The organism is Geothrix alkalitolerans (assembly GCF_022808885.1).
Taxonomy (GTDB): Bacteria; Acidobacteriota; Holophagae; order Holophagales; family Holophagaceae; genus Geothrix; species Geothrix alkalitolerans.
This window is the reverse complement of record NZ_JAKZLE010000001.1, coordinates 270,665-292,058: the sequence shown is the minus strand read 5'-3', so window position 1 is coordinate 292,058 and position 21,394 is coordinate 270,665. Positions and strand designations below refer to the sequence as shown.

Genomic DNA, 21,394 nt, shown 5'->3' with positions numbered 1-21,394 from the left:
GCCTGAAAAATCAGGCGCTTTCTTGTATCTGTCCGACATAGCGAAGCGGTCTGCTTAGGACTTACTGCAAGAATTACTGCAAAGGCCTTCAGGAACCATCCAGAACCTTCGGGGCCATCAAGGACAGTCCGCCTCTGAATGGAGGGGGGGTGTGGTTCTCATTCATGAGGGCGAAGGCAGAACCCCCAATCCCCTCGAAACCCGTTCCAGCTTTCGGTTCGCCTGCCCGTCGAAGGATCCAGACACAAGACCCAGCCCGCTTCGTGTCCTGGATATCCAGGCGCCATCCCCCGTGAACCGCACCAATGGCGCGCAGCAGAAGGCGTCCCAGACTTCGACTGGTGAGCCCCTTGGGGTTCACGTTCAGCTCCTCGATGGCCTCGTTCAGAGTGCTATGGCGTGGTTCCTGAGCTAGGAACAGGTTCCATACCTGTTCCGTGGTGAAGGGAGCAGTTCCGAACACACCCCCCAACCCAAGCACCAGGGCGCCCTGGGCCGCCCGGGTGGAATCGGCCCGGATCGCCAGCGCCTCCCGCGTATCGCAGTCCACGCCCAGCACCCAGTACACCGCGTTCCTTACCAGATCGCTCCACTCCTCGAAGGAGCCCCAGTTCTTGAGGCCGAAGGAAGGCCGCCCAGCCAGGCAGTAGGCCCGGAGGATCGTCAACGCATCCCGTACGAACTCGGAATGGTGCCTTCGGACGTGGGCCACTAGGTTGGGGATCTTGAACCCCGTGCGCTCCTCGGGCCGCTCCACCTGGGGTTCCAGGCGGATATGGAGACATCGGCGGACCCCTTCGGCAGAGAGCACCACGTTATTGCCCGTTGTGACCCACACAGCAAGCTGCGGCACCTGGACCGTGGTGCTCTGCCCCAGGAGGCGGCCCTCGAAGGTCGGATAAGCCGTCACCAAAGCGTTCCACTGCCTGGAGCCGAAGGGAGAGGGGGCCTCATCCAGTAACACCATGCGAACGCCATCCCGCAACGTCGCCAGTGCCATCTTCTGAAGCTCATCCCCTTCCCTCGGCGCCACGCCCACAGGCAGCGCCCGGCCCAGGGCAAGCTGCCCCGTGACCTGGGTCAGCAGTCCCTTGCCCGAGCCCTGGCCGTTGGCTTCGACGAAGACGAAGGGGATCGGGCCGGGGATGGCGTAGCGCGCAAAGGGCGTGAGGGCGAAGGCCAGCCAGGCGGCAGTGTGGGCGGCGGGACTCGGACGCTCTGCGAACGGAAATTCCGCGACGAGCGACAGCAGTCGTCCTGCGGCCAGGATGGCCTCTTCGCGTCCTGGCTCTTCAGGCATAGGCGGAAACGAATGCAGGGGCGCGTAGAAGACCCCGCTGGCCGGGTCCAGCCCTGGCTCCTCCAGAATGGTCCCATCCGGCAGGAGCACCGGAACCTCCGCAAGCGCCTTGAGCACCGGCAACACCTGGAGCTTGCTGCTGCTGAGAACCATGGGCGCCAGCCATTCCGGCACCAGGCAGTCGCGGGTGAGCCCTTCGGCATTCTCCTTCACGAACCTGGCGTGGCGGCTGAGTTGCTCGCGAAGCCAGTGAGGCGAAGCCTCGCAGATAAGGGGGCTTCCTTGGGGGAGCTTGAGGCCAGAACGATCCTTGGTGCCTCTATGCCTCCACACGTAAACAAAGCGCTTGCCGCTGAGGTAGTACCCGCCCTTCTGCTCCAGCACCTCGACCGCCGCCCGGACCACCTCGTGTTCCGGTGGGCAGACGAGGATCTCCCGCCGCCCCAGGGGATCGGCCCCCAGCTTTCGCCGGTCCCATTCCTGGAGCCCCTCTTCCACTGCCGTGAGCAGGGCGCCCCAGCGCAACTCAGGATCCGATGCCCGGTAGTCCTTGGGGCCCTTGCCATCCGCGCCGTTGAGCCCCGGCAGCACCACCGCCGGGAAGACCTTCTGCAGGCGTGCCATGGCCTGCACGCCTGGACGGTCGCGATCCAGCACGAGCACTACGGGGATCGTTGGATAGTAGCGCTGGAGTGCCTTACGAATGGTGTCCGTGCTGGTGTTCGCCGTGATTCCAGCGAATACAAACTCTCCGCTCTGCCGGTCGAAGGCGTCCCACCGTGCGGTCACAGCATCCCACACCCCCTCGAAGATCACGATGGCCCTGGGGCTGGCGAAGGGGTCCGTGAGGTAGAGCCCCCGAGACCCCATGGTCCGGAGCATCCGCCCCGGCCCACGAGGGGCGGATTCACCAGGACGCACGGAGGGAATCGGTGCAAAGTGGCGCACCTCAACCCCCACCAGGCCAGAATCTCCGTACAAGGGCGCCAACAGCACTGGCCAGCCCTCACGCTCCGCCGCATCCAGCACACTGGGTTTCGGTAGCAGGGGCACTAGGTCCGGATCGGCGACCAATCGATTCACGATGCCTCGGGTGATTCCGCGGACCCCACAGTATTCGTCCAGGAAGGTCCCCGCGAAGCGGCGCCCTTCTTCCTGGATGTCCATGGGCACACCCGCGCTGTAGATCACCTCCCAGGGCCGCTGCTGTAACCGGCGCACCAACTCCCCGGTGTCGGCGAAATAGGTCACGGGTTGCGGCCCGAGTCCCGCCCGGGCATGCGCCTCGGCATGAGGGCACAGAGCCGTGGACCTGCCCTCCACCTGGTACCTTGGGTGACTGGAACAAATGACTTCCTTGGACTGGCAGACGGGACAGGGGTGCAAGGCTACTTCCCCTCGGTCCGGTCTACATCATCGGCAAGGTCATCCAGCGTAAGCTGTGACCCCACCTGCGGGAGACTGGCCAAGTAGGCCATAGCAGCCTCATGGGAGATCACGACCCGCCGCCCTCGCTTCTGGGCCTTCAGCCGCTTTTCCTCAATTTCCCGCTTGATGGTGCTGACGCTTACGTCCGACATGAACGCGAGAGTCTTCATAGAATAAAATCGCAACGGGGCCTCGTAAGTCTCCGGCAGCACCTCAGCCAGGGGGATCACCTGGATTCCGAAGGCGGTGGCCCTCAAAGGAAGGGGCTTGCCCAGCGCGATGGCCCCGTGGACGGCCACAAGGAACATACGGGGTGCAGTGTGGTTCATGAATCACCTCGAACACTGGCCCTAAGGGCCAGGAAGGCGGAGCTTGCCCAGGCCTCCGGCGAGGCCGAAAATGGCTATGCCTTGGGCTTTATAAGCTCCGGGTCGTGCCTATGGGTTGGTCGGATTCCAATCGCACTAGCCCATGGGCGCGGTTGAGGAACCAGGTTGATTGGCAGCCGCCGATCTCTCTGGAGCGAAGAGGGGCGTCATCACGTTTGGGATAATTACCGAATGATCTATCGTAATTTCGTTCTTATCCTAACAAATTCGTGATGTATTTCCTTCCGGTCTGTGCACCTCCCTTCTCTCTGACCACATGCCCGCTTGGGACGTTTTTCTCACTCCGATTGCCAAACAAGCCATCAAGCGACCAAAAATGGAGAACGTGGAAAATAGCTACAAAATCTCATACCCAGATCATTCCTGAGGCTGAGCTTCAGCTATAAGCGAACATGAAACATATAATTTTTTACTTGTACTATAAAGACAAATTAATTCAAAATACTAATCAGATTCTTCGGTTGTTTTTGCCACCATATCTGGCATAATCTTATTGGTTTTACACCAAAAGCCAAAACCAGTAACCAGTGGTTTGCCCGAAAAATATTTTGAATATTCCTTGGCCCTTGCTCATCCCTTTCTACAAGTATTAAACCTATTGTGAGATGGATATTGTGATCATATAATTCATCCAATATTTTTGGCAAATAGCGTGGCGGATCACAGAGTGGCAATGGCCCAAAACATGACTGTGCCCAAGCTCTAATTGTGTTTACCGTCTGCCATACGATCGAAATATCGGATCGATCAACATCAATTTTTGTCGCAGGTCTCAAACCGCAGTCGATCAATTCTGTCGATGAAAATGAATAGTATTTTGACGAAGTTGTCACTGCCATTCGTACCTCCATGAAGACAGTGTCAAAATCTTTGGGACGTAAGGGCTGTGTGTCCCACCAATACAATAGATCTTCTGCGGTTTGAATGGGTGTCATGGAAATGAGGGATGGTAGTTCCACCTCTGGTCGAAAGTGGTCTGCATATGGGTGCTCAATCCGATCAACGCGACGCAAGCAAGCAAGTAATGGAAGTGCTTGGTCGATGACCTCTGGCATGCGTTCCCTGATTAATTTTTCGTAAAATCGGGCAAGTTCGAGCCTTGTCTTGTGCTTTACCCACCCTGCTCCTCCACCTTCTGCCCGAAATAGGGTCGCTCGGGAAACACTCGCTCCTTTGGGAGGGCGTGCGAGTTCGACCACTTCAGATTGCGTGAGCCCCAGCAGATTGCGTAACCGCCGACTGGCCGCAGCTTGCTCTTCGGCGAGTGGATATTGGTGAGCTCGTGCCGGCATCGTTCAACCTCTTACAAAATCATAGTAAGCCGTTTAGATCGTGCAATATACATTCAATTTTGCTACATTTCTGACGCATTCTTGCATCACAAATGGCGCAAAGGTGTTGACCGTCAAAACGCTCGACTGGCTGACGATGTCCGAGAACCTACTCTCGCCACGCCTCTGCCCCAAGCGGCAGATCATTCAGTTCCGCCCTAGCCTCTCGCCACCCCGGAAAATGCTCCGCAAGCAGGGCCAGGAATCGCTCGCTGTGAGAGGGTTCGATCAGGTGGATCATCTCGTGAACGATGACATATTCCAGGAGGTCCTTCGGCTTCTTCACCAGCTCCGTATTCAGCCGAATGTGGTGGGCCTTGGGATTGCAGCTCCCCCACTTGGTCTTCATGCGCTGGAGGAAGTAGGCGTCCACGCATACGCGCAGCCGCTTCTCCCATTTGCGGATGAAGACGGGCACCACGTCATGCAGGAGCGCTTTGTGCCACTCGTGCATAATCTCGGCCCGCTTTGTCTGTGAGCTGCCTGGGCGGACACTCAGGGTGACCCGACGGTGATCCAGGGAGACTCTGGGCTTGGCGTCCACCTCCAGCACACTCAACAGGTACCGGCGGCCCCACAGGTAGTGAGTTTCCCGTGTGACGAACCGGCGTGGGGTCTCCCGTTCCTGGTTGCGGAGCTTCTCCTGCTGGGCCCGGATCCAGGCCAGCTTGGAAGCAGCGTACGCCCGCGCCACTTCCAAACGCGTGGCCAGGGGCGCCACTAGAGTGACCCGACCGTGGGGAGGGTGTACCGAAAGGTGGACATGCTTCACATCCTTCCGAGTCACGGTGATGGCGATCTCGCCGATCCGGATGGTTTCGGTCATCAGTACCCCGGCTGATGCTTGATGATCTCGAACATCGCTTTCGTGGCAGCCCGGTCGCGGCCGAGGATCGGGTACAGAGCGTTCAGCACCTGGGCTTCCCGCGCCTCGTCGCCTTTCCACCCGGCGGGTGCGTGCTCACGCATGGCCAGGTCGAGCTGGAGCGCCAGTGCGGCTCTGACTTCATCCTCCTCGGGGCATTGGAAAGTATCACCAGGAAGGTCGGGCAGGTTGCTGTAGAGCACGATGGCTTCGCGGGCTCCGTGCAGGGAGGCGGGGAGACCGTCGTAGGGACGATTGTTGGCCAGCAGCCGAGCCAGCTCTTCCGCCTTCTTGAGGAACTCCTCGTATTTCTCCGAATCGTCTCGGTTTTGCTGGATCAGATCGTCCAGGAGCTTGGACATCTCCTTGTAGAACTTCGGGTCGGTGAGCTGCTCGCGGATGATGGTCTTTCGGACGTTGTTGATGATCCCTTCGGCGATGGCGTTTTTAGTCAGCTTGCCCTTCTGGTTTAGCTTGCGTGCGATGGCGTTGTGAATGCCAGTCTCGATGATTAGTTCTGTGAGGGACAAGGCTCCCAGATCGCCCAGGTTGTCCGAAGGGTCCGCCTGAATGTAGGTATTGATGAGGTGGCGCATGTCAGCCTCGAAGGGCTTGATGTCCAGCTCTTCGCCCGAATGCTTCTTGATGGCATTGCGGAATTCGCAGTGGGCCTCAACGTCCAGGCGGATGGCTTCGGCCTCCGTGGTGGAATACCCAGCGTCGTCCAGATACTGAACTAGCTCTGAGAAAGCACGGGCGAGGCTGGCGACGGCCTTGTAATAGGTCACGCGCAGAGGTTCCGTCTCGCTCAGCGCGTTCGGATCCTCCGCCGAGCCGCAGAAATAGTGCAGATACTGCTCTACCTCCCTGGGCTGAGCCACGGGTTCGCACAGGTAGCGCAAGGCCTCCCGCGCCGCATCGAGCTGCTGCTTGCCCTCCTTCAGCCAATCCTTCAGCTCAATGTTGTTGCTGCCACCACTGCCTTCGTCGATGTCCAGTTCGTCGGAGTTGTAGACCGCGATGGCCTGCTGCACGTCCCCAAACAGCTCCTTGTAGTCCACGATGTGGCCGTAGTCCTTGTCGTCTCCATCCAGGCGGTTGGTGCGGCAGATGGCCTGGAAGAGATCGTGGTCGTGGAGCGCATTGTCGAGGTAAATGAAGGTGCAGCTTGGGGCATCGAAACCTGTAAGCAGCTTACTGACCACGATCAGGAGCTTCAGGTTGGCGGGCTCCTCGATGAAGCGCCGCTTGGTCTCGTCTTCGTAGTTTTTGGTGCTCTGGCCCTTTTTCAGCACGAGCTTGGTGTAGGTGTCGAACTTGTAGCGCTCGTCGCTGTTGGGAGGCTCCTTGGAGATGCCGTTCGGGTTCGGCTCGAAAGAGGTGATGAGGCCACAGTAGGGTCCGAAGTTCGTGTTGTGGAGGATCCGGAAGTAGTGGCAGGCATCGTAGATGGAGGCCGCCACCAGGATCGCCGTGCCCCGGTCGTTGCTGAGACGGGGCTTCAGGCTGAAGTCCTCGATGATGTCCGCCACGATGCGCTGCTTGCGCTCGCCCGCGCTCATCAATTCCTCTAGCGTGGCCCACCGTTTGCGAAGCACGGCCTTCTGGAAGTTATTCAATCTGGAAGTTTTATTCTCGAACCATTCGTCGATTTTCTTCGGCGCAGTCAGGTTCTGCGGAACATGGCGGGCCTCGTACTTCAGGTCCAGCACCACCTTGTCCGCCACCGCTTCGTGGAACTTGTAGGTGTGGATGTAAGTCCCAAACACGTCGCGGGTCAGCGTCCGATCCTTGCGGAGCAGTGGCGTACCTGTGAAGCCGACGAAGAGGGCACCCTCCAGCCAGCGCTTCATCTGCTTGTTCATGTGACCACCTTGGGTGCGGTGGCACTCGTCCACGAACACGTAGAAGCTCCCATGGATGGGGGGGGGATCTCCCTTGAGATCCGAAGGGTCGAACTTGTGGATCAAGGCGCAGAGCAACCGGGGCGTGGTGGCCCCCAGCTTCTGCACCAGTTCAGACCGTTTCGTGATCCGGGGAGAGGGCGAATCTTCGCTCACCAGCCCGGCGTTCTTCATCACCCCTTCGATCTGCTTGTCCAGTTCGTCGCGATCCGTGATGATCAGCACCCGGCCCTCGGGATCCCACTCCAGTACCCATTTGGCCAAGAGCACCATCAGGATGCTCTTGCCGCTGCCCTGAGTGTGCCAGATAACGCCCCCCTCGCGGCGTTGGATGCGCTCCTGAGCCTTCTTCAGTCCGATGAACTGGTGCTGCCGGGGAACCTTCTTTTGGCCTGCGTCGAAGATGATGAAGTTGCGGATCAGGTCAAGCAGGCGCGCCTTCTCGCAAAGGTGCGCCAGGGGCCCGTCCAGCAAGGCTCCTGGCGCTGGAGCGCCTCCAGGGTTCGACGCCCCATGCTTCCACTCCACGAAGAACTTCTCTGGCGTCCCGGTGGTGCCGTAACGTAGGCCCTGGGAATCACTGCCCGCGAGCACGAGCTGCACCGTGCCGAAGAAGCCCTTGTTGAAGATCTCTTCCTGGTTGGTGATGAGCTGGCGGATGCCATCCACCACATCCACCGAACTGCGTTTAAGCTCGATCACGGCCACGGCCAAACCATTCAGGTACAGCACCAGGTCTGGGCGCCGCTCGAAGCCGCCCTTGAGGGTCACCTCTTCGGCCAGGGCGAAATCATTCGCTTCCGGGTGCTCCCAGTCGATCAGATGCACCTTGTCGTGAGGCTGACCGGCGGCCACTTGGACATCCACCCCGTAGCGGAGCAGTTGGTAGGTGCGCAGATTCGCCTGGTAGAGGGTAATGCCGGTGGCATCGGCAGCAGCCTCCAGCTTTTGCAGGGCCGCCGAGATTTGGACCTCCGAATACCCTCGTGCTTTCAGGTTTTCCCGCAGGAGTCCCGCTTCGATGGGCCGATTGTTCTCTCGCTTGTGCCAATCCCCCAGGTAGCGGTAGCCCAAAGAGTCCAGCCGGTTGGGATCCGTGAACAGGGCGATGACGCGATCCTGGGTCTTGCGCTCGGAGCGAGGAGGGTTAGGCATGAGCGGCCTCGTTCAGCCGACTTGGCGACCAAACTAATTCCACCAATCCCGCAACAAGCTCGCGTCGTTCTAGTTGCTCAGTTTTGGTAAAGGCATCGAAATGTTTGAAAGGTAGCTGGTGCGCTGCCATGAAGTGCTGGAACTGCGGTTGGTGCTGGTACGCGCTACTGTCCAAGCTCGCGGCGTAGAAGTTTTGCTTGGCATAGTGGGTTCGCTTATGGGTAAAAGGCTTGTCCTGAAGGCTTCGGTTCACATCAGCAGGTAGAAGGAGAAGCGAGGCAACGTGGTTGCGCCAGTCCTGGAACTCCTGCTCACTGGCGAAATGTGCCTTCACTGCTTCATCGTTGTCGGCCCAAATGTGTTCGATGTCGAATGGGTTTTTGACTTCACGATCCACCAGCTTGTCGAAACAATCCGAACGTCCTGAGCCCGCTTCTGTGGTCGCAGTAAGGCGGGCCAGCAAGTGGTAGATGTATCGTCGGCTGAACTGGTTCAATCCCAAACCTTCGATTCCAGTTCTGCCCTTCGCTGCGCTTCCAGCAAAGGTCACATCATCGCTCGCAAGCTTCTGTTCGAGGATGCCAACCAGATCCGCCAAGGACTTACGACGGATATCGCGGCACAAAAGCCACATTGCGTATGACACGCTGGAATATCCGACGCGGATGTAATTCACGGCCCGACGCATGACCCAAATGTCGAGATAGGTGGCAACCACCGCAAGCTTGCGGCGCACCATGTCGTCATCGTCGGTCTCCATCAATGGAGCCAACAGGACTGTGCTCTGCCAGGTGAAGTCGTTGTGGGCGTTGTAGTAGATGGCTTCCAGGCCAGGAGTGTAGTGTTTGGTGGCCTGCAGGATGCGTCGATAGGCCTTGGCGAAGAAAGGAAAGCTCTCGGCCATGAGCTTCGAGTTGGCCTGGGGCTTTCCTAGCCCCAATCGGTCGCTCTGATCGCGCACCCAGCGATGGAAGGCTGTGCCAATCACCTCCCAATCCTTGTCGACGGCGCCCGCCTTACGCTCGCGGGTGCTCTCGGCATACTGCGCACGTAGCCAGGCCTTGATGCAGTTGGCATCGCGCTCGGGTTCGTGCACGCCACCCCAGGAAATCAGTTCCAGAACTTGCTGCTTCCAAGTCTGGTTGGCCGCTTGCCGTGCGACCTGATCTTCGATGGGGGCCAGTAGGTATGCTTTGAGCATATCTACCGGGCTTAGGGGTTTGCCCCGATCGTTCATGGTTTCGAAAATCGCGTAAGCGTAGCTGTCGTTGTCCGTGGCGATCTCGATCAATCCAACCCGTGTCAGCAGCCAGTATATGAAATGAGGCAATGCGTCACCGAGCTCGTCGAGCAGGTCGTTGTTCTCGATGTCTCCGTAGCGTGCATACATCGTCTGGATCGACTCGTCCTTCCCATCGGGATTGAATGCCTGGCCCTCGAATAGGGCCTTTATCACCGGCAACCGCTCGGGAATGTCGAGGTTGAATTTCGGCTGTCCAAGATTGTCGCTGAAGATCAGCGGTGCCACGGTCTGCACCACAGGCAACCCCTTGCCCTGGGCGGCTCGATACAGGCAGATCAGCAGTAACGTCAAAGAGGTTACGCGCTGCTGGCCGTCTATCAGGTAGTTTTTGCCGCTGCGCTTACTGACGATGATCGATCCAAGAAAATACTCGCCGTAGCTGCTGACTGCCGTGGTTTCATCGCCGGTCCTATAGTGGCTGAAGAACTTGGCCTGTAGGTCTGACAGCAGTTCGTCTATGTTCTCCTTTTCCCACTTGTATTCACGTTGGTATTCATCGATTGAAAAAGACTGGCTTTGCAGAAGCACCTGCACGCTTCGGTAGTGAGGGACGATGGTGCTCATATCGATGAATCCTCCCAATCCGCAATTGCCTTATCTTAGTCGAGACGAGGGGGGATTTTTATCGCAGCGGGCCAAATCACGACCGCCCCTCGGTGTAGGTTGCTCATTCATAGCGAATGGCTTTCAAACAATTGGACTTCTTCAGATTGAATAATGGGTTTTAATTCGTTAAATATCTTCTTGTTGAAAATTTTTGTTGGCGATAGTGCTGATTTTATTTTTTTTGAACTAATCCAATCACTATTCCACAATTGAACGGTCCTTCCTTCAACCAGCTTGCATAGTGCCTCAGGGTATTCGATCCCCTTTTCGTGATGACACGAAATACGCTGAAGCCAAACTTGAAGGTGTCCTGTGTTTGGGACCCGATCGAATCGTTTTTTGATTTTGAATAGTATTTCGCTGCGTTCACTCACATCCTTAATACTGCAAACAAGTTTGCTTATAATGGCGGCTATGGTCGCGTAAACCTTTGGACTATTCAGGGCGATGTCAACTACCAGCGATATTTGTGGACGAACGTTTGGAATGTTGTCCTTATGCCTCAAGAGGCGTCGATGGAATTCATGCAGGGCGCGCATCGTGCTGCCTGAATTGGGGTGTTTGCGAGAAAGATCATGGATAAGGACGAGGTGTTTTTGCAAATCCTTCTCAAATTGCTTACGACCAATCCAATCGATTTTATCGGCCTTTATAGAATGGCGTATGACTTCGCTCGTGATACCCGTTTTCGAGGGTTGAAGTTTCATGCCAAGAAAATACATTGTTTCGGAAATGGCCTTGATTATTTCTTCACAATGAGTCGGATGATTGGCAAAGATACGATAATCGTCTCGATATCTAAGAATCTTATAATCATCAATTTGGCATTTTTTTAATTTAGTCGAAAGAATAAAATCCGCGTAACCCAGGACAATTTCAGCTAGGAAATCCATCAAGACAGAGCCTTGTGGAATGCCATTGGTTTGACCTTGATTCAGATCCTGAAGGTGATGGTCTATCACATTCCCAAGAAATGCCGGATTACCCCGATTTTCGGTGCGCTTCATCACCGACCGCTTGTGCAGCGCCCATGGAACCGAATGGGTGTAGATCGACCCGTAGCAATCGGTGATGTCCGTATGGGCTAAGTATTCGTATTCAAGTGAGAGTTCAATGGATCGCTGTTCGACCTCCTGCCACCACTGCAGAACCTGTTCGGCTTTGTCCTGCTGGGTCGATTGCGATTCAACAGGGAGGCTAAGGCACTGGATCTGAGGGTTCTTCGCGAAAAAGACGAGGCGCTTTTGGAGCAGATCCCAGTTAGCGGGTTCTGTCAGGTGGTGAACCAGCGAGACGTAAAGCGCTGGATGGGTGAGCTGCAATGGTCTCCAGGCAAACCGTCCGTCTTTATTATTGAGAATCGTGTGATTGAGCTGGTCATAATCGCGGGGATTCCCCGATAGCATCGTGCCAAGGTTTTTCCCGGCGAGGATTCCACTCAACTTCGCCAACAGGGCATCAAATTCGAAGTAGGGCGGCAGATCGAAATTGCAGTAGCTCTCCCCCTTGAGGAAGAATGCACGCGCTTCTACGTCTGACATAGACCGCACGGAGCGCCTTTTCCCAGAGGCCAAGGGAGTCGTCTGCGGTCCACTCATAGCAACCGCGTCCTACCTGTCAGTAATTCCTGCATCATGGCCTGCTTGATGTCGCGGGTCTTGGCCAACCGCTGCTCTATTGCATCTATCTGTGCATCCATGTCCAAAAGCACTGCGGCGATAGCCGTCTGTTCGGGAAGTGTGGGAAGCGGCCTCACAATTCCTTCGATGTCGCCGTTCGATAGGTGCTTAACCGTAGTGCTAGCAGTCGCGATCTCGATATCTTTCAGTGGTCCAATCAGGTAGTAGAAAGCGAATTCTCGATCCAATCCAGACAGGGGAACAATTCTTCCGACCCGCTGATTCAATAGAGCAGGCCCTTTGATCCAGCGGCAGGGCATGAAGTCTCCATCCATGCCAACAAGCACGTCCCCATTCCCAACTTGGAATATAGGATCGTATTTGCCCGAGTAGTAAAAGATTTGATCATCGCTTTTGAGGTCCCGATTCTTGACGAGCCTGACACCCTGATTCTTCTGGTTGAAGAACGCGGACCTGAACGGGCATCCGACTTGGAACCTGAGCACGTCCCCTAGCCGCGTCAGTACCCACTCGCCCTGGAAACCTGGCAAGCGGATTTGGCCAGTGAGGAGCTGTTGCATGGCGGCCTGCTTAATGTCACGCTTCTTGGCAACCAGCCGATCCAGCCCCTCCAGCAGGGCGTCCACATCACTTAATGCCGTAGCAATGGCGCGTTGTTCTGGTTTCGGTGGGATAGGAGCGACCACCTTCTGCAGATTCTGTTGACCAATATTGGCCCGAATCGCTCCTTGTCCCAGAGGAATGACCTGAGAGCGAATAGCTGTGGCCCGAAGGGCATATCCGGAATATATCGGATCAAGGATCTCGTCGACGGGTCGACCCCTGATCACAAAGCCACCGAATACAACATGCTCGGTTCCAAGATACGCAGCCGCCAGCCCAATCTCGCTGGCAGTTTCAGATGTTCGATTGAACAGAACATCTCCATTTCGAACTGAGTAAGCCGTCGCAATCGATTCGGGTAACTCAACTCGCCCCGGGATTTCAGGGCCATGAAGATGTGAATAGGTGATTGGCTCCAAGACGTTGATAAAGCGGAACCCCTTTCCGTATGAGGCTTTGTCTGCATTGACTCCATTCGCAAACATGAACAGCTGCCCAAAGGTCTTGACATCCCACGTTTCTGGAATGACGCCAACCTCCGTTTGCTTGTAGCCGGGCTTTACTTCCATACCGCCCCCATCCGCTTGAGGTGATCCTCCACGCGGGTTGAGAGTGTTACAAGCTCAGTCTCCAACTCAGGAAGAGGTGTGGCATAGCGTTGAGCTAGTTCTCGGAGGCGACCCGTAAGGGTTTGCGAAACGCGATCCAGCTCCCCCTGCACGGCGGTGGCGAGGTGGGCCAGCCACTTGTTCTCCACTACCAGGATCTTGATCTCGGCCTCGGTGAGCTTGGGATACTTCGCGTCGATTTTGCGGTCCAGCTCCACCTGAGCGGCTTTGCGCTGGTCCTTGGTGTCCTTCTGCTTTTCCAAAAGGTCGGCGTAGGCTTTCAGGACCTCGCGCTCCTCGCGGTAGAGCGGATCCTTGCCGATCTCCTTCAGGCGATCCTTGACGGCCTTGGCAGTAATCTTCTGCTTATCGCCTTCCCCTTCGATCACTTCCGCCAGCAAGCCCTCTTCCCCGCTGTGCTTCTCCTTCAGCTCATCGAGCTGCTGCTCCAAGGCCGCCAGCTCGTTATCCAGGGTTTCAATGGCGTCACGCTCGGCTACGAAGTAGCGCGCCACCAGGATCGAAGCAGGAAGGAGGTCCGACTTGAAGCGCCGTCGTCCCTTCAGGTAGTCATGGGGCTCGGGCCAGACCAGCTTGTTGTCCTTGTTCTTGATCTGGACGATTTCCCGGGGCTGGGCGCCCTTCACCCAGCCATCGGCGGCGATGAGGTAGGCGTCGTCCTGCATCGTCTCAGCCCAGTAATCCATCAGGTGCTGGTAGATGTCGTAGGCATCCAGAAGTGAGGTTTTCTGGAAGGTGGTGAGCAGTTCCTCTGAAAGTTGCTCGATCAGGGTCTTGGGATGACCACCCTCTGCAAAACCTGTGAGGCGTGGCGTGTTGACCTTCCGCCACTGATCAAATAGGCCCAGCGCCTGGGTATTGAAAGCTGTGAATTCGGGATGGCTCAGGATGGCGGCCTTCACTTCGCCCTGGGGCACATTGAGGCGGGCATAGCCTGGGCGCCCAGCAGTTTCGAACAGGGCTGTCCGCAGACTAGGGAGCACCTGCCAGTAGGGGGCGAGGGCGCTCTCGCCTGCATCCAGGTCGCGCTCGGGGATACCGCCCCGCAGGTGGCCGTCGATGTCCTGAATATCCTCGGGATCGCTGCTGTCGATGTAGCGAGGTAGGTTCAGGTTGAAGTCGTTCTTGGGATCGGCGATCTCGTCGAAGGGCACCATGCGGGCATAGCGGGGCATTTCCGCCTGCCTGATGAAGGTATCCACGATCTTGTGGATGTCCTGTTCCCGCAGGCGATTCTTGGGGCCGTCCTTCTTGAACCCCTTGCTTGCGTCGATCATGAACACGCCCTTTCGGGCGGTGGCATTTTCCTTGTCCAGCACCAGGATGCAGGCCGGAATGCCTGTGCCGAAAAAGAGGTTGGCGGGCAGGCCGATGATGCCCTTGAGGTAGCCGGAACGCACGAGCTGTTCCCGGATGACGGCTTCGGCGTTGCCTCGGAAGAGCACGCCGTGGGGCAAGATGCAGGCGCCCTTGCCGGTGCCCTTCAGGCTGCGAAGGATGTGCAGCAGGTAGGCGTAATCCCCCTGCTTGGCGGGTGGCTCACCCCAGGCGAAGCGCTGGTAGGGATCGGCAGAAGGGGTGAAGCCATTGCTCCAGGTCTTGTCGGAGAAGGGAGGATTGGCGACCACATAGTCGTAGGTTCGGAGCTGCTCGCCATCCTTGTACTTGGGGGAAGCCAAGGTGTTCCCTGACAGGATGGTGGCCGTGGGGAAGTCGTGGAGGATCATGTTCATCCGGGCGAGGCCGGCGGTGGTCACGTCCTTTTCCTGCCCTTCCAGGGTGATGTGCTTGCCCGCCTCGGCGGCCACCTTGAGCAGCAGGGAGCCCGATCCGCAGGTGGGGTCGTAGGCCGTGGTGGAGGCCTTTGTGTTGTCGGGGGAGATGCCGATGACTTTGGCGATCACCCGGCTAACTTCCGACGGCGTTAGGAACTGCCCCTTGCTCTTGCCGCTCTGAACAGCAAAGTTGCGCATCAGGTATTCGTAGGCATCGCCCAGGATGTCGTCGTGTTCGGCTCGGTTCTTTGAAAAGTCCAGGGCCGGGTTCTCGAAGATGGCAATCAGGTTGGAGAGTTTCTCCACCCGCTCCTTGCCCTCCCCGAGCTTGTTGGGGTCGTTGAAATCGGGGAAATCGCTTCGAGCCAAGCGGCTATTGGCATCGATGAGCGGCTGGATGACCTGGGTGTTGATCTTGTCGCCGATATCGCTCTTGCCCTTGAGGGCCACCATGTCTTTGAAGCCCGCGCCCTTGGGAATGGCGATGGGAGGGGCGAAGGCGTCGCTGTCACCGTATTTGTCGGAGACGTATTTGATGAACATCATGAACAGGACGTAGTCCTTGTACTGGCTGGCATCCATGCCTCCCCGCAGCTCGTCGCACGAGGCCCAAATGGAGGAATAGAGGTCGGATTTCTTGACGGCCATGGGGTTCCTTGTTTTTCAATATCGATTGTAGAGGTGCGGGCCCATCTGGGGCCCGCACTTTCTGCAATGTGACTAGTGTCGAGGGGACCAGGACCTCCTCTCAGTGGGAATCCCACCCCTCCGACGCCCGGAAGCTGTGCCAGCGATCGCTGCCCAGGACCACATGGTCCGCCAGAGGCACGCCTAGGCTCTCGCCAGCGGAACGAAGACGGGTCGTGAGGGCCATATCCTCACGGGAGGGTGTGGGATCGCCAGAGGGGTGGTTGTGCCAGGCCAGGGCGGTGGTTGCGCCGAAGCGGAGTGCTTCACGGAAGAACTCCCGAGGGCTGATGAGGGTAGCGGTGGCGGTGCCCTGGCTCAGGATGCGGTCGGCCAACAATTCGCCCTTGGCGTTGAGGGCCAGCATCCCGAAGCGCTCTTCGGTCCAGCCCTGGACCTTGGGAAGCAGGTAGCTCCCGGCCGCCCTAGGGGAGGTGATGCGCGGGCGCTCACAGCTGCGGGTGGAGCGGCGCTGCACCTCCTGGAGGACCGCGAAGCGGGCCATCTCGGCCTTCGTGAGCCCCAGGGCCTGGAGTTCGGCGGGCCCCATGGCCACCATGCGGCCCAGGCTTTCGACCTGGTGGAGGATCTCCTCGGCCCGGCCGGGGCGGACGCGGTTCAGCATGGCCTCGATGATCTGGGCATCCGAGAGGGACTCGGGACCGTAGAGGGCGACCGTCTCGGACACGGGGAAACTCCTGGGATGGCTGATAGCAGAGGTTGTCGGCTGATCGAAGAGGGGAAGGCTGGAAGGGGTCATGGCGTTTCTCCGTGCCCACCGGGTCGGGGCACGAAACCGCCGGGGTCCCCCGCTCCCCAGGGCCGGACCGGGAACGAACCGGGAACCGGGCAGAGAGCGGGTAGGCCCGCCGTGGCGCGGGATCAGGACAACCGGCAGTGCCTGACGCGGGAAAGGGCACGGATGCCGTTGCCCAATTTCCCGACTCGAAAATCGGCACCATGCAACTGGAGCTGTCTAGCTGGAGTTACACCGTAACCGGTATGGGAGGATCGTTGTCGGCTGACCCAGACTTCTGTAGTGCCAAAACGAAGGCTTCCATCTTCGAGCTCAGCTGGTCGAACCGACGACTCATTTCCCGGTAGGAGCACCAGAACAGCTTTGGCTGTCCATGTCTTCCCACCAGCCGGATTCCGAAGCCGAAGATCTTCCACCGGTATGGATTTTTGCAGCTGATCAGCGAAAAGCATTGGCCCATGGGAAGGTCGTACAGGTCTTCCAAGAACTCCAGCTTTCCCATTCGAGCGACGACTTTTTCTTTATCAAAATGAAGGCGCCCACTTCGAACAGTGGTGACCTCTGGCAATCCCGACTCAGAAGGGAAGAAGGCTGGTTCCGCGCCAATCTGCTGCCGAGCCATCCATCCGATGCGTAGAGGCCGAAGCGAAGACCAACAGGCATCCAGAATCTCCTGTCCCATCCCCTCGAAGAAGGCTGGCAGACACTCGTAGGGGATCTTTAAAAGGGGTTCATGGACCTCAGGTTCGCCTTTCACCCGTCGTGTGCGGTGGACATCCATGACCTTAGTCACCGGGCCAAAATGGAAGGTGTAGTGATTGTGCGATCCTTTGGGGATGAAGGTGATCTTGTCGCCCAGAAAGGCCAGGACTGCATCGCCCAGATCGAGCTTCCTCATGCCATAAGGTAGTGGTGAATCATGGTTTGTAGCCATCCGACCCCCAGCCTTTCCAGCCCGCAAGGAGAAAGGAGCTTCTTCGCCATTCTGGACCTCGCACCTATTCCACGCAATTCGGAGGGTCGTGTGTGCGTGCCTGAAAGGGAGGGAGGGGCTTGACCGTGACCATCACCGTGCACTCATGGAAAAGCGCACGAAAGCGTGGCCTCCGTGCGCTGTACAACCACGAATACACGTTTTATGTAGCCCTTCGTTATCCGCCGGAGTCGCCCGGATGGCAAGTGGTGGCGCACTCGTTTACGCCTGGGAAGAAGTAATCGAGCACCTCCCGGGCCTCATCTCCATCCGCATCCTCAGGACTCCCGAGCAGAGCAGCGCGAACGACAGGAGGGACTTCCTCCTCCTCCAGGTCTGGGAGCACCACCCTGAGCATGTCCGCCGGAGCCATCCCGACCTCCATGAATGCATGTGCCACATCTCCCCACTCGGCCGCAACCTCATCCCGGAGGTGCCTGACGATTTCCTCGTACGGGAAGCCGTGCTGCTTCCACTTCCGGGCCTCATCGGCCCAGGCCTGGTGCTCCCGGAGAACCGCGGATATCACCTCCTCGTCGAGGCCCTCGCCCCGAAGATCCACGACGATATCGGCCCAGCCCTCCTGCTCTGCGAGGGCATCTTCCACGAGGCCCCGCGCATAGGACAGCCATCCTTGATCGCTCACAGCCAGTCCTCCCCCGCCGGGAGCACGAGCACCTCCGGAGCGGCCGTGGGGGCCATGAGGCCAGCCGGGATCTGGATGGATTCCGGCTTCCAGTCTGGCGGCGTGACGGCCTGAACGGCAGCCTTCGCCAGGGCTTCGGCCTCTTCCCAGGGATCCACGGCCACCACCGGCGCCCCCAGCGGCGGGCGGGTCACGGTCAGGCTCAGGGGTAGCCAGTAGGTGAACCCGTGGGACCGGGCCAGCGCCGCCCGCTCCTCGGACCAGCGCCCCCAGGCATCCACCGGCATCAGGTCCGCCTCCTTCTCCGTCGGCTGGGCGTTCTTGTTGACCGGGGGGATGCGCCGGGTCCACTTGCCCAGGACCCGGCTCAGCTTCTCCCGGAGATCGTCCTCCATGTTCCTGGCCAGCCAGATCTTGGTGCCGAACCCCTGCAGCACCGCCTGCCAGTTCCGGGGGTAGACATCCTGGAGCAGGCCCATGTTCTGGATGCCCGCCACGATGGACACGCCCTTCGAGCGCAGGAGCACCAGGGCCCGCTCGATGCTCGGGAGACGGCCGCAATCGCCGAACTCATCGAGCAGGAGGATGATTGGCGAGGCCCCCTCGGCACGGTTCCGCAGGCGGCCGAAGAGCATGCCCCAGAAGCAGTGGACCGGCACCCGCAGGGCATCCGACATCTCGCAGTTCATGACGTAGCCGCCGTGGCGGATGAAGTCGTCGATGGTGACGGTGCTGGACCCCTCGGTGATGGCGCTGATGCGCTCGGTCTCCCAGCGACTCAGGGAGACCACCAGGTCCTGGAGCACCGGCACCTGGCTCTTGGGCTCGGACATGGCGTCGCGGTAGATGGGATCCAGGTTCGCCAGGAAAGGCTCCAGGCGGCTCTCCCGAAGGGTCCGAGCGATCTCCTGAATGCTGGACCAGCGACGGGAAGCCAGGATCGCCCCGAACACCGCACGCGCCATGTCCCGCACCCACGGGTTCGCGTCGTGGGGGTTGCTGGGGAAGAGGTAGTCCACCAGCAGATCCCGGTCCTCCTTGGAGCGGATCTCCTCCATGGGATTCCAGACGCCCGAACGAGTCTCATGGCCCCGGACATCCAGCCCCCAGAGGCAGGTGTTGGGGAAGGTGTCCCGGAAGGGCAATTCGGCCTTCGAGTCCTGGTAGATCCAGGGGCACAGGGCGGAATGCTGAATATGCCCAAAGAGGGTCGTGGTCTTCCCCGAGCCCTGGACTCCGAAAATGAAGATGTGACGGCAGAGCATTTCCCAGGTGAGGGAGACCAGGGTCAGGAAGCCCTTGAACCGCTGGCGCAACACGAGCGTCCAGCGCGACGTCAGCGTGGGGGCACGGAATCCAAGCAGTTCAGCCATGGGCCTGCCGTCGCCGATCCGACGCCCGTCCTGGATCTCATAGGGACCGAAGTCCTCGGGGACATCCTTGAACTGGGCCTCGGCCCTGCCTTCGCCTGAGCGAATGTACTTGGGCTTCCGGTCCCAGGTGAGCCAGACCAGGAAGGCCAGGAGCACGAAGCCCGCATGAAGGCCAAGAAACAGCGCCGCGTTCCGGAAGGCCCACAGGAGGAATTCCTTCTGCTCCAGGGCCAGGAGCATCCCACCTCCAAGGCCGAGGGCCGCCAAGCTCACGGGCAGGGTCTTCTTCGACCGTCGGTGCTGGAGCAGCCAGCGGTTCAGCCAGTCGAAGCGGTTGTGGAGGAGGGCCAAGGGGTCCTCATGCTCCACGAGGTACCACCGGGTGAAGATCCAGAAGGTCCCAAGGAGCCCGAGGGCCAGGAGCAGGTACGCCCCCCAGGCCTTCCAGGCGGAAAGGAAATGGAAAACAAGGTCCGTCATCGGTCAACCTCCAGGCCGCGGGATGCGGCGTTAGCGACGGTTTGGGTGGTTTCGGCCGCCACCTCGGCGACCTTCGAGACGCTTCCCACCACGGGAAGCCATCCGATCACTTGCAGGGCCCGGCGCACGGGCTCGGGAAGCCTGGCCGTTAGGTCAGCACTCCGAGCCGCAGTGGCACTCAGGTCCGTGGCCCCTCCCGCCAGGGTTCTGCCCAGAGAGAGGGGAGAGAGCGTGAGGAAATCCTTCGTGGCACCGACGGCCATCCGGGCTGTCGTTGCGGCCATCTGGGCGCCCGCCTGGACCTCCTGGGGCAGCAGCTCCCGGCCGCCTGAAGCTACGGCGCGGCCAGCCCCCTTACCCAGTTCGGCTTCGGCGCGGGTGGCCCCCTGACCCAGTTCCTTGCCAGCCTGGGCCAGATCCTGGCCTGCCTCTTTTCCAGCCACCTTCAGAGAGGCTCCAGCGGTCGGCAGAGCCGCCGCCAGGCCCGTGGCCAGCTTCACAGAGGCCTGGCCCACGTGGACTCCGCTCCTGGCAGCGGCCTTGGCCGCTTCCAGGGAAGCCCGCAGTGTGGCCTGGGCCACCTCCTGAGCCAGCACCAGGCCCGCACGGCTCACTTTCCGGAAAGGGGCAGGGACCCCGAGTTCCTTCATGGCCTTGTCCAGGGCCACGCGTCCCACACGCCCGGCCACTCGGGTACCGCGCTGCATCATGCGCCCGCCCTGGTCCATGGCCCTACCCAGACGGGCCTTGGCCACGCCAAGCTCCCGGGAGGTCTCCCGCTTCTCCAGCCGACGCAGGGCCCCCGTACGGCGATGCTCCACCTGCTCCAGCTCCGCTTGGTGCCGCGGGCTACCGAGCATTCCCCGGGATTCGTAGCGGGCCCGCAAGGCTGCTAGTTCTGTCAGGCAGCGCCGCTCGATGAGGAGCCGCGCCTTCCGTTCGTAAGGACGGGCAGCCTCTGCCTTGCGCCCGGGTTCCGCACGTTTCACGGCCTCCCAACGTTGACGCTCGTTTTCCTTCTGCTCGCGGATGATCTCCTGGAGGTGGGCCTTCTCCTCCAGAAACCGCTGGTGGGCTTCCCAATCCTGGATTCGCGGCTCATCCCCGAAGATCTCCCGGTCCCAGTGCTTCTGCACGGAGCCATGCCGTCCCAGCGCCTGCTCTGACATGCTCCCGCGCACCACGATGTGGAAGTGGAATCGCCCGTCCTGCTCGTGAATGGCCAGGAGGTAGGGGCGTCCCTTGGCGTACGCCCGAGCCAGGCGATGACCCGATTCCTCCGCGGCCCGGGAGGACTCTGAGGGGTTCCGGCCCAGGATCGTCCGGCACTCCGCCTCGGAGGGCGCCACGATGATCTCGTGGTACGGTGCCGATTTCCCTCCCATGGCCTCGATGCCCTGGACCGGCGTGAGCTCCTGCCCTTCCATGCCCAGGAGGCGGGCCGAATCCCGACCCTCCTGGGCGGCCAGGTAGTACGCCCGTCGGCCCAGGCTGGGAGGAGAGGTACGCCCCCGGAATCCCAGGCGGAAGCCGGGCTTGATGATCGGCAT

The 21,394-nt window shown here is 59.4% G+C and carries 14 protein-coding genes; all 14 read right to left on the bottom strand.

Annotated elements, in window-relative coordinates:
* Positions 1–88 precede the first annotated feature (88 nt).
* Positions 89–2,170 carry a toprim domain-containing protein gene (locus MLJ35_RS01275; RefSeq protein ID WP_243382377.1) on the bottom strand — a complete coding sequence of 694 codons (2,082 nt, stop codon included), beginning with the start codon at positions 2,168–2,170 and terminating at the stop codon, positions 89–91.
* Positions 2,171–2,688: 518 nt separating this feature from the next.
* Complete coding sequence (locus MLJ35_RS01270) at positions 2,689–3,057, bottom strand: helix-turn-helix domain-containing protein (RefSeq protein WP_243382375.1); 369 nt, start codon at positions 3,055–3,057, stop codon at positions 2,689–2,691.
* A gap of 491 nt (positions 3,058–3,548) precedes the next feature.
* Positions 3,549–4,409, bottom strand: coding sequence for a hypothetical protein (locus MLJ35_RS01265; protein ID WP_243382373.1), 861 nt, complete (start codon positions 4,407–4,409; stop codon positions 3,549–3,551).
* Between the two features lie 148 nt (positions 4,410–4,557).
* Positions 4,558–5,274, bottom strand: a complete 717-nt coding sequence (locus tag MLJ35_RS01260; protein WP_243382371.1) for a M48 family metallopeptidase — start codon at positions 5,272–5,274, stop codon at positions 4,558–4,560.
* Complete coding sequence (locus MLJ35_RS01255) at positions 5,274–8,372, bottom strand: type I restriction endonuclease subunit R (protein WP_243382369.1); 3,099 nt, start codon at positions 8,370–8,372, stop codon at positions 5,274–5,276. The genes MLJ35_RS01260 and MLJ35_RS01255 overlap by 1 nt, the downstream gene beginning before the upstream one ends.
* On the bottom strand, positions 8,365–10,239 hold the full coding sequence (locus MLJ35_RS01250) for a DUF262 domain-containing protein (RefSeq protein ID WP_243382367.1): 1,875 nt from the start codon (positions 10,237–10,239) through the stop codon (positions 8,365–8,367). Before MLJ35_RS01250 ends, MLJ35_RS01255 begins: the two co-directional genes overlap by 8 nt.
* Positions 10,240–10,346: 107 nt before the next feature.
* Complete coding sequence (locus MLJ35_RS01245) at positions 10,347–11,822, bottom strand: RNA-directed DNA polymerase (protein WP_243382366.1); 1,476 nt, start codon at positions 11,820–11,822, stop codon at positions 10,347–10,349.
* A gap of 53 nt (positions 11,823–11,875) precedes the next feature.
* Complete coding sequence (locus MLJ35_RS01240) at positions 11,876–13,093, bottom strand: restriction endonuclease subunit S (RefSeq protein WP_243382364.1); 1,218 nt, start codon at positions 13,091–13,093, stop codon at positions 11,876–11,878.
* A complete protein-coding gene (locus MLJ35_RS01235) occupies positions 13,084–15,576 on the bottom strand; it encodes a type I restriction-modification system subunit M (RefSeq protein ID WP_243382362.1) in 2,493 nt (830 codons plus the stop codon). The genes MLJ35_RS01240 and MLJ35_RS01235 overlap by 10 nt, the downstream gene beginning before the upstream one ends.
* 100 nt (positions 15,577–15,676) lie before the next feature.
* Entirely contained in the window at positions 15,677–16,303 is a 627-nt protein-coding gene (locus tag MLJ35_RS01230) for a JAB domain-containing protein (protein WP_243382360.1), read from the bottom strand.
* 298 nt (positions 16,304–16,601) lie between these two features.
* Positions 16,602–17,270, bottom strand: a complete 669-nt coding sequence (locus MLJ35_RS01225) for a hypothetical protein (RefSeq protein WP_243382359.1) — start codon at positions 17,268–17,270, stop codon at positions 16,602–16,604.
* A gap of 253 nt (positions 17,271–17,523) precedes the next feature.
* Complete coding sequence (locus MLJ35_RS01220) at positions 17,524–17,952, bottom strand: hypothetical protein (RefSeq protein ID WP_243382357.1); 429 nt, start codon at positions 17,950–17,952, stop codon at positions 17,524–17,526.
* A gap of 35 nt (positions 17,953–17,987) precedes the next feature.
* Complete coding sequence (locus tag MLJ35_RS01215; RefSeq protein ID WP_243382355.1) at positions 17,988–19,844, bottom strand: type IV secretory system conjugative DNA transfer family protein; 1,857 nt, start codon at positions 19,842–19,844, stop codon at positions 17,988–17,990.
* The gene (locus tag MLJ35_RS01210; RefSeq protein ID WP_243382353.1) at positions 19,841–21,394 is read right to left on the bottom strand and encodes a hypothetical protein; all 1,554 of its coding nucleotides are present in this window, start codon (positions 21,392–21,394) and stop codon (positions 19,841–19,843) included. Before MLJ35_RS01210 ends, MLJ35_RS01215 begins: the two co-directional genes overlap by 4 nt.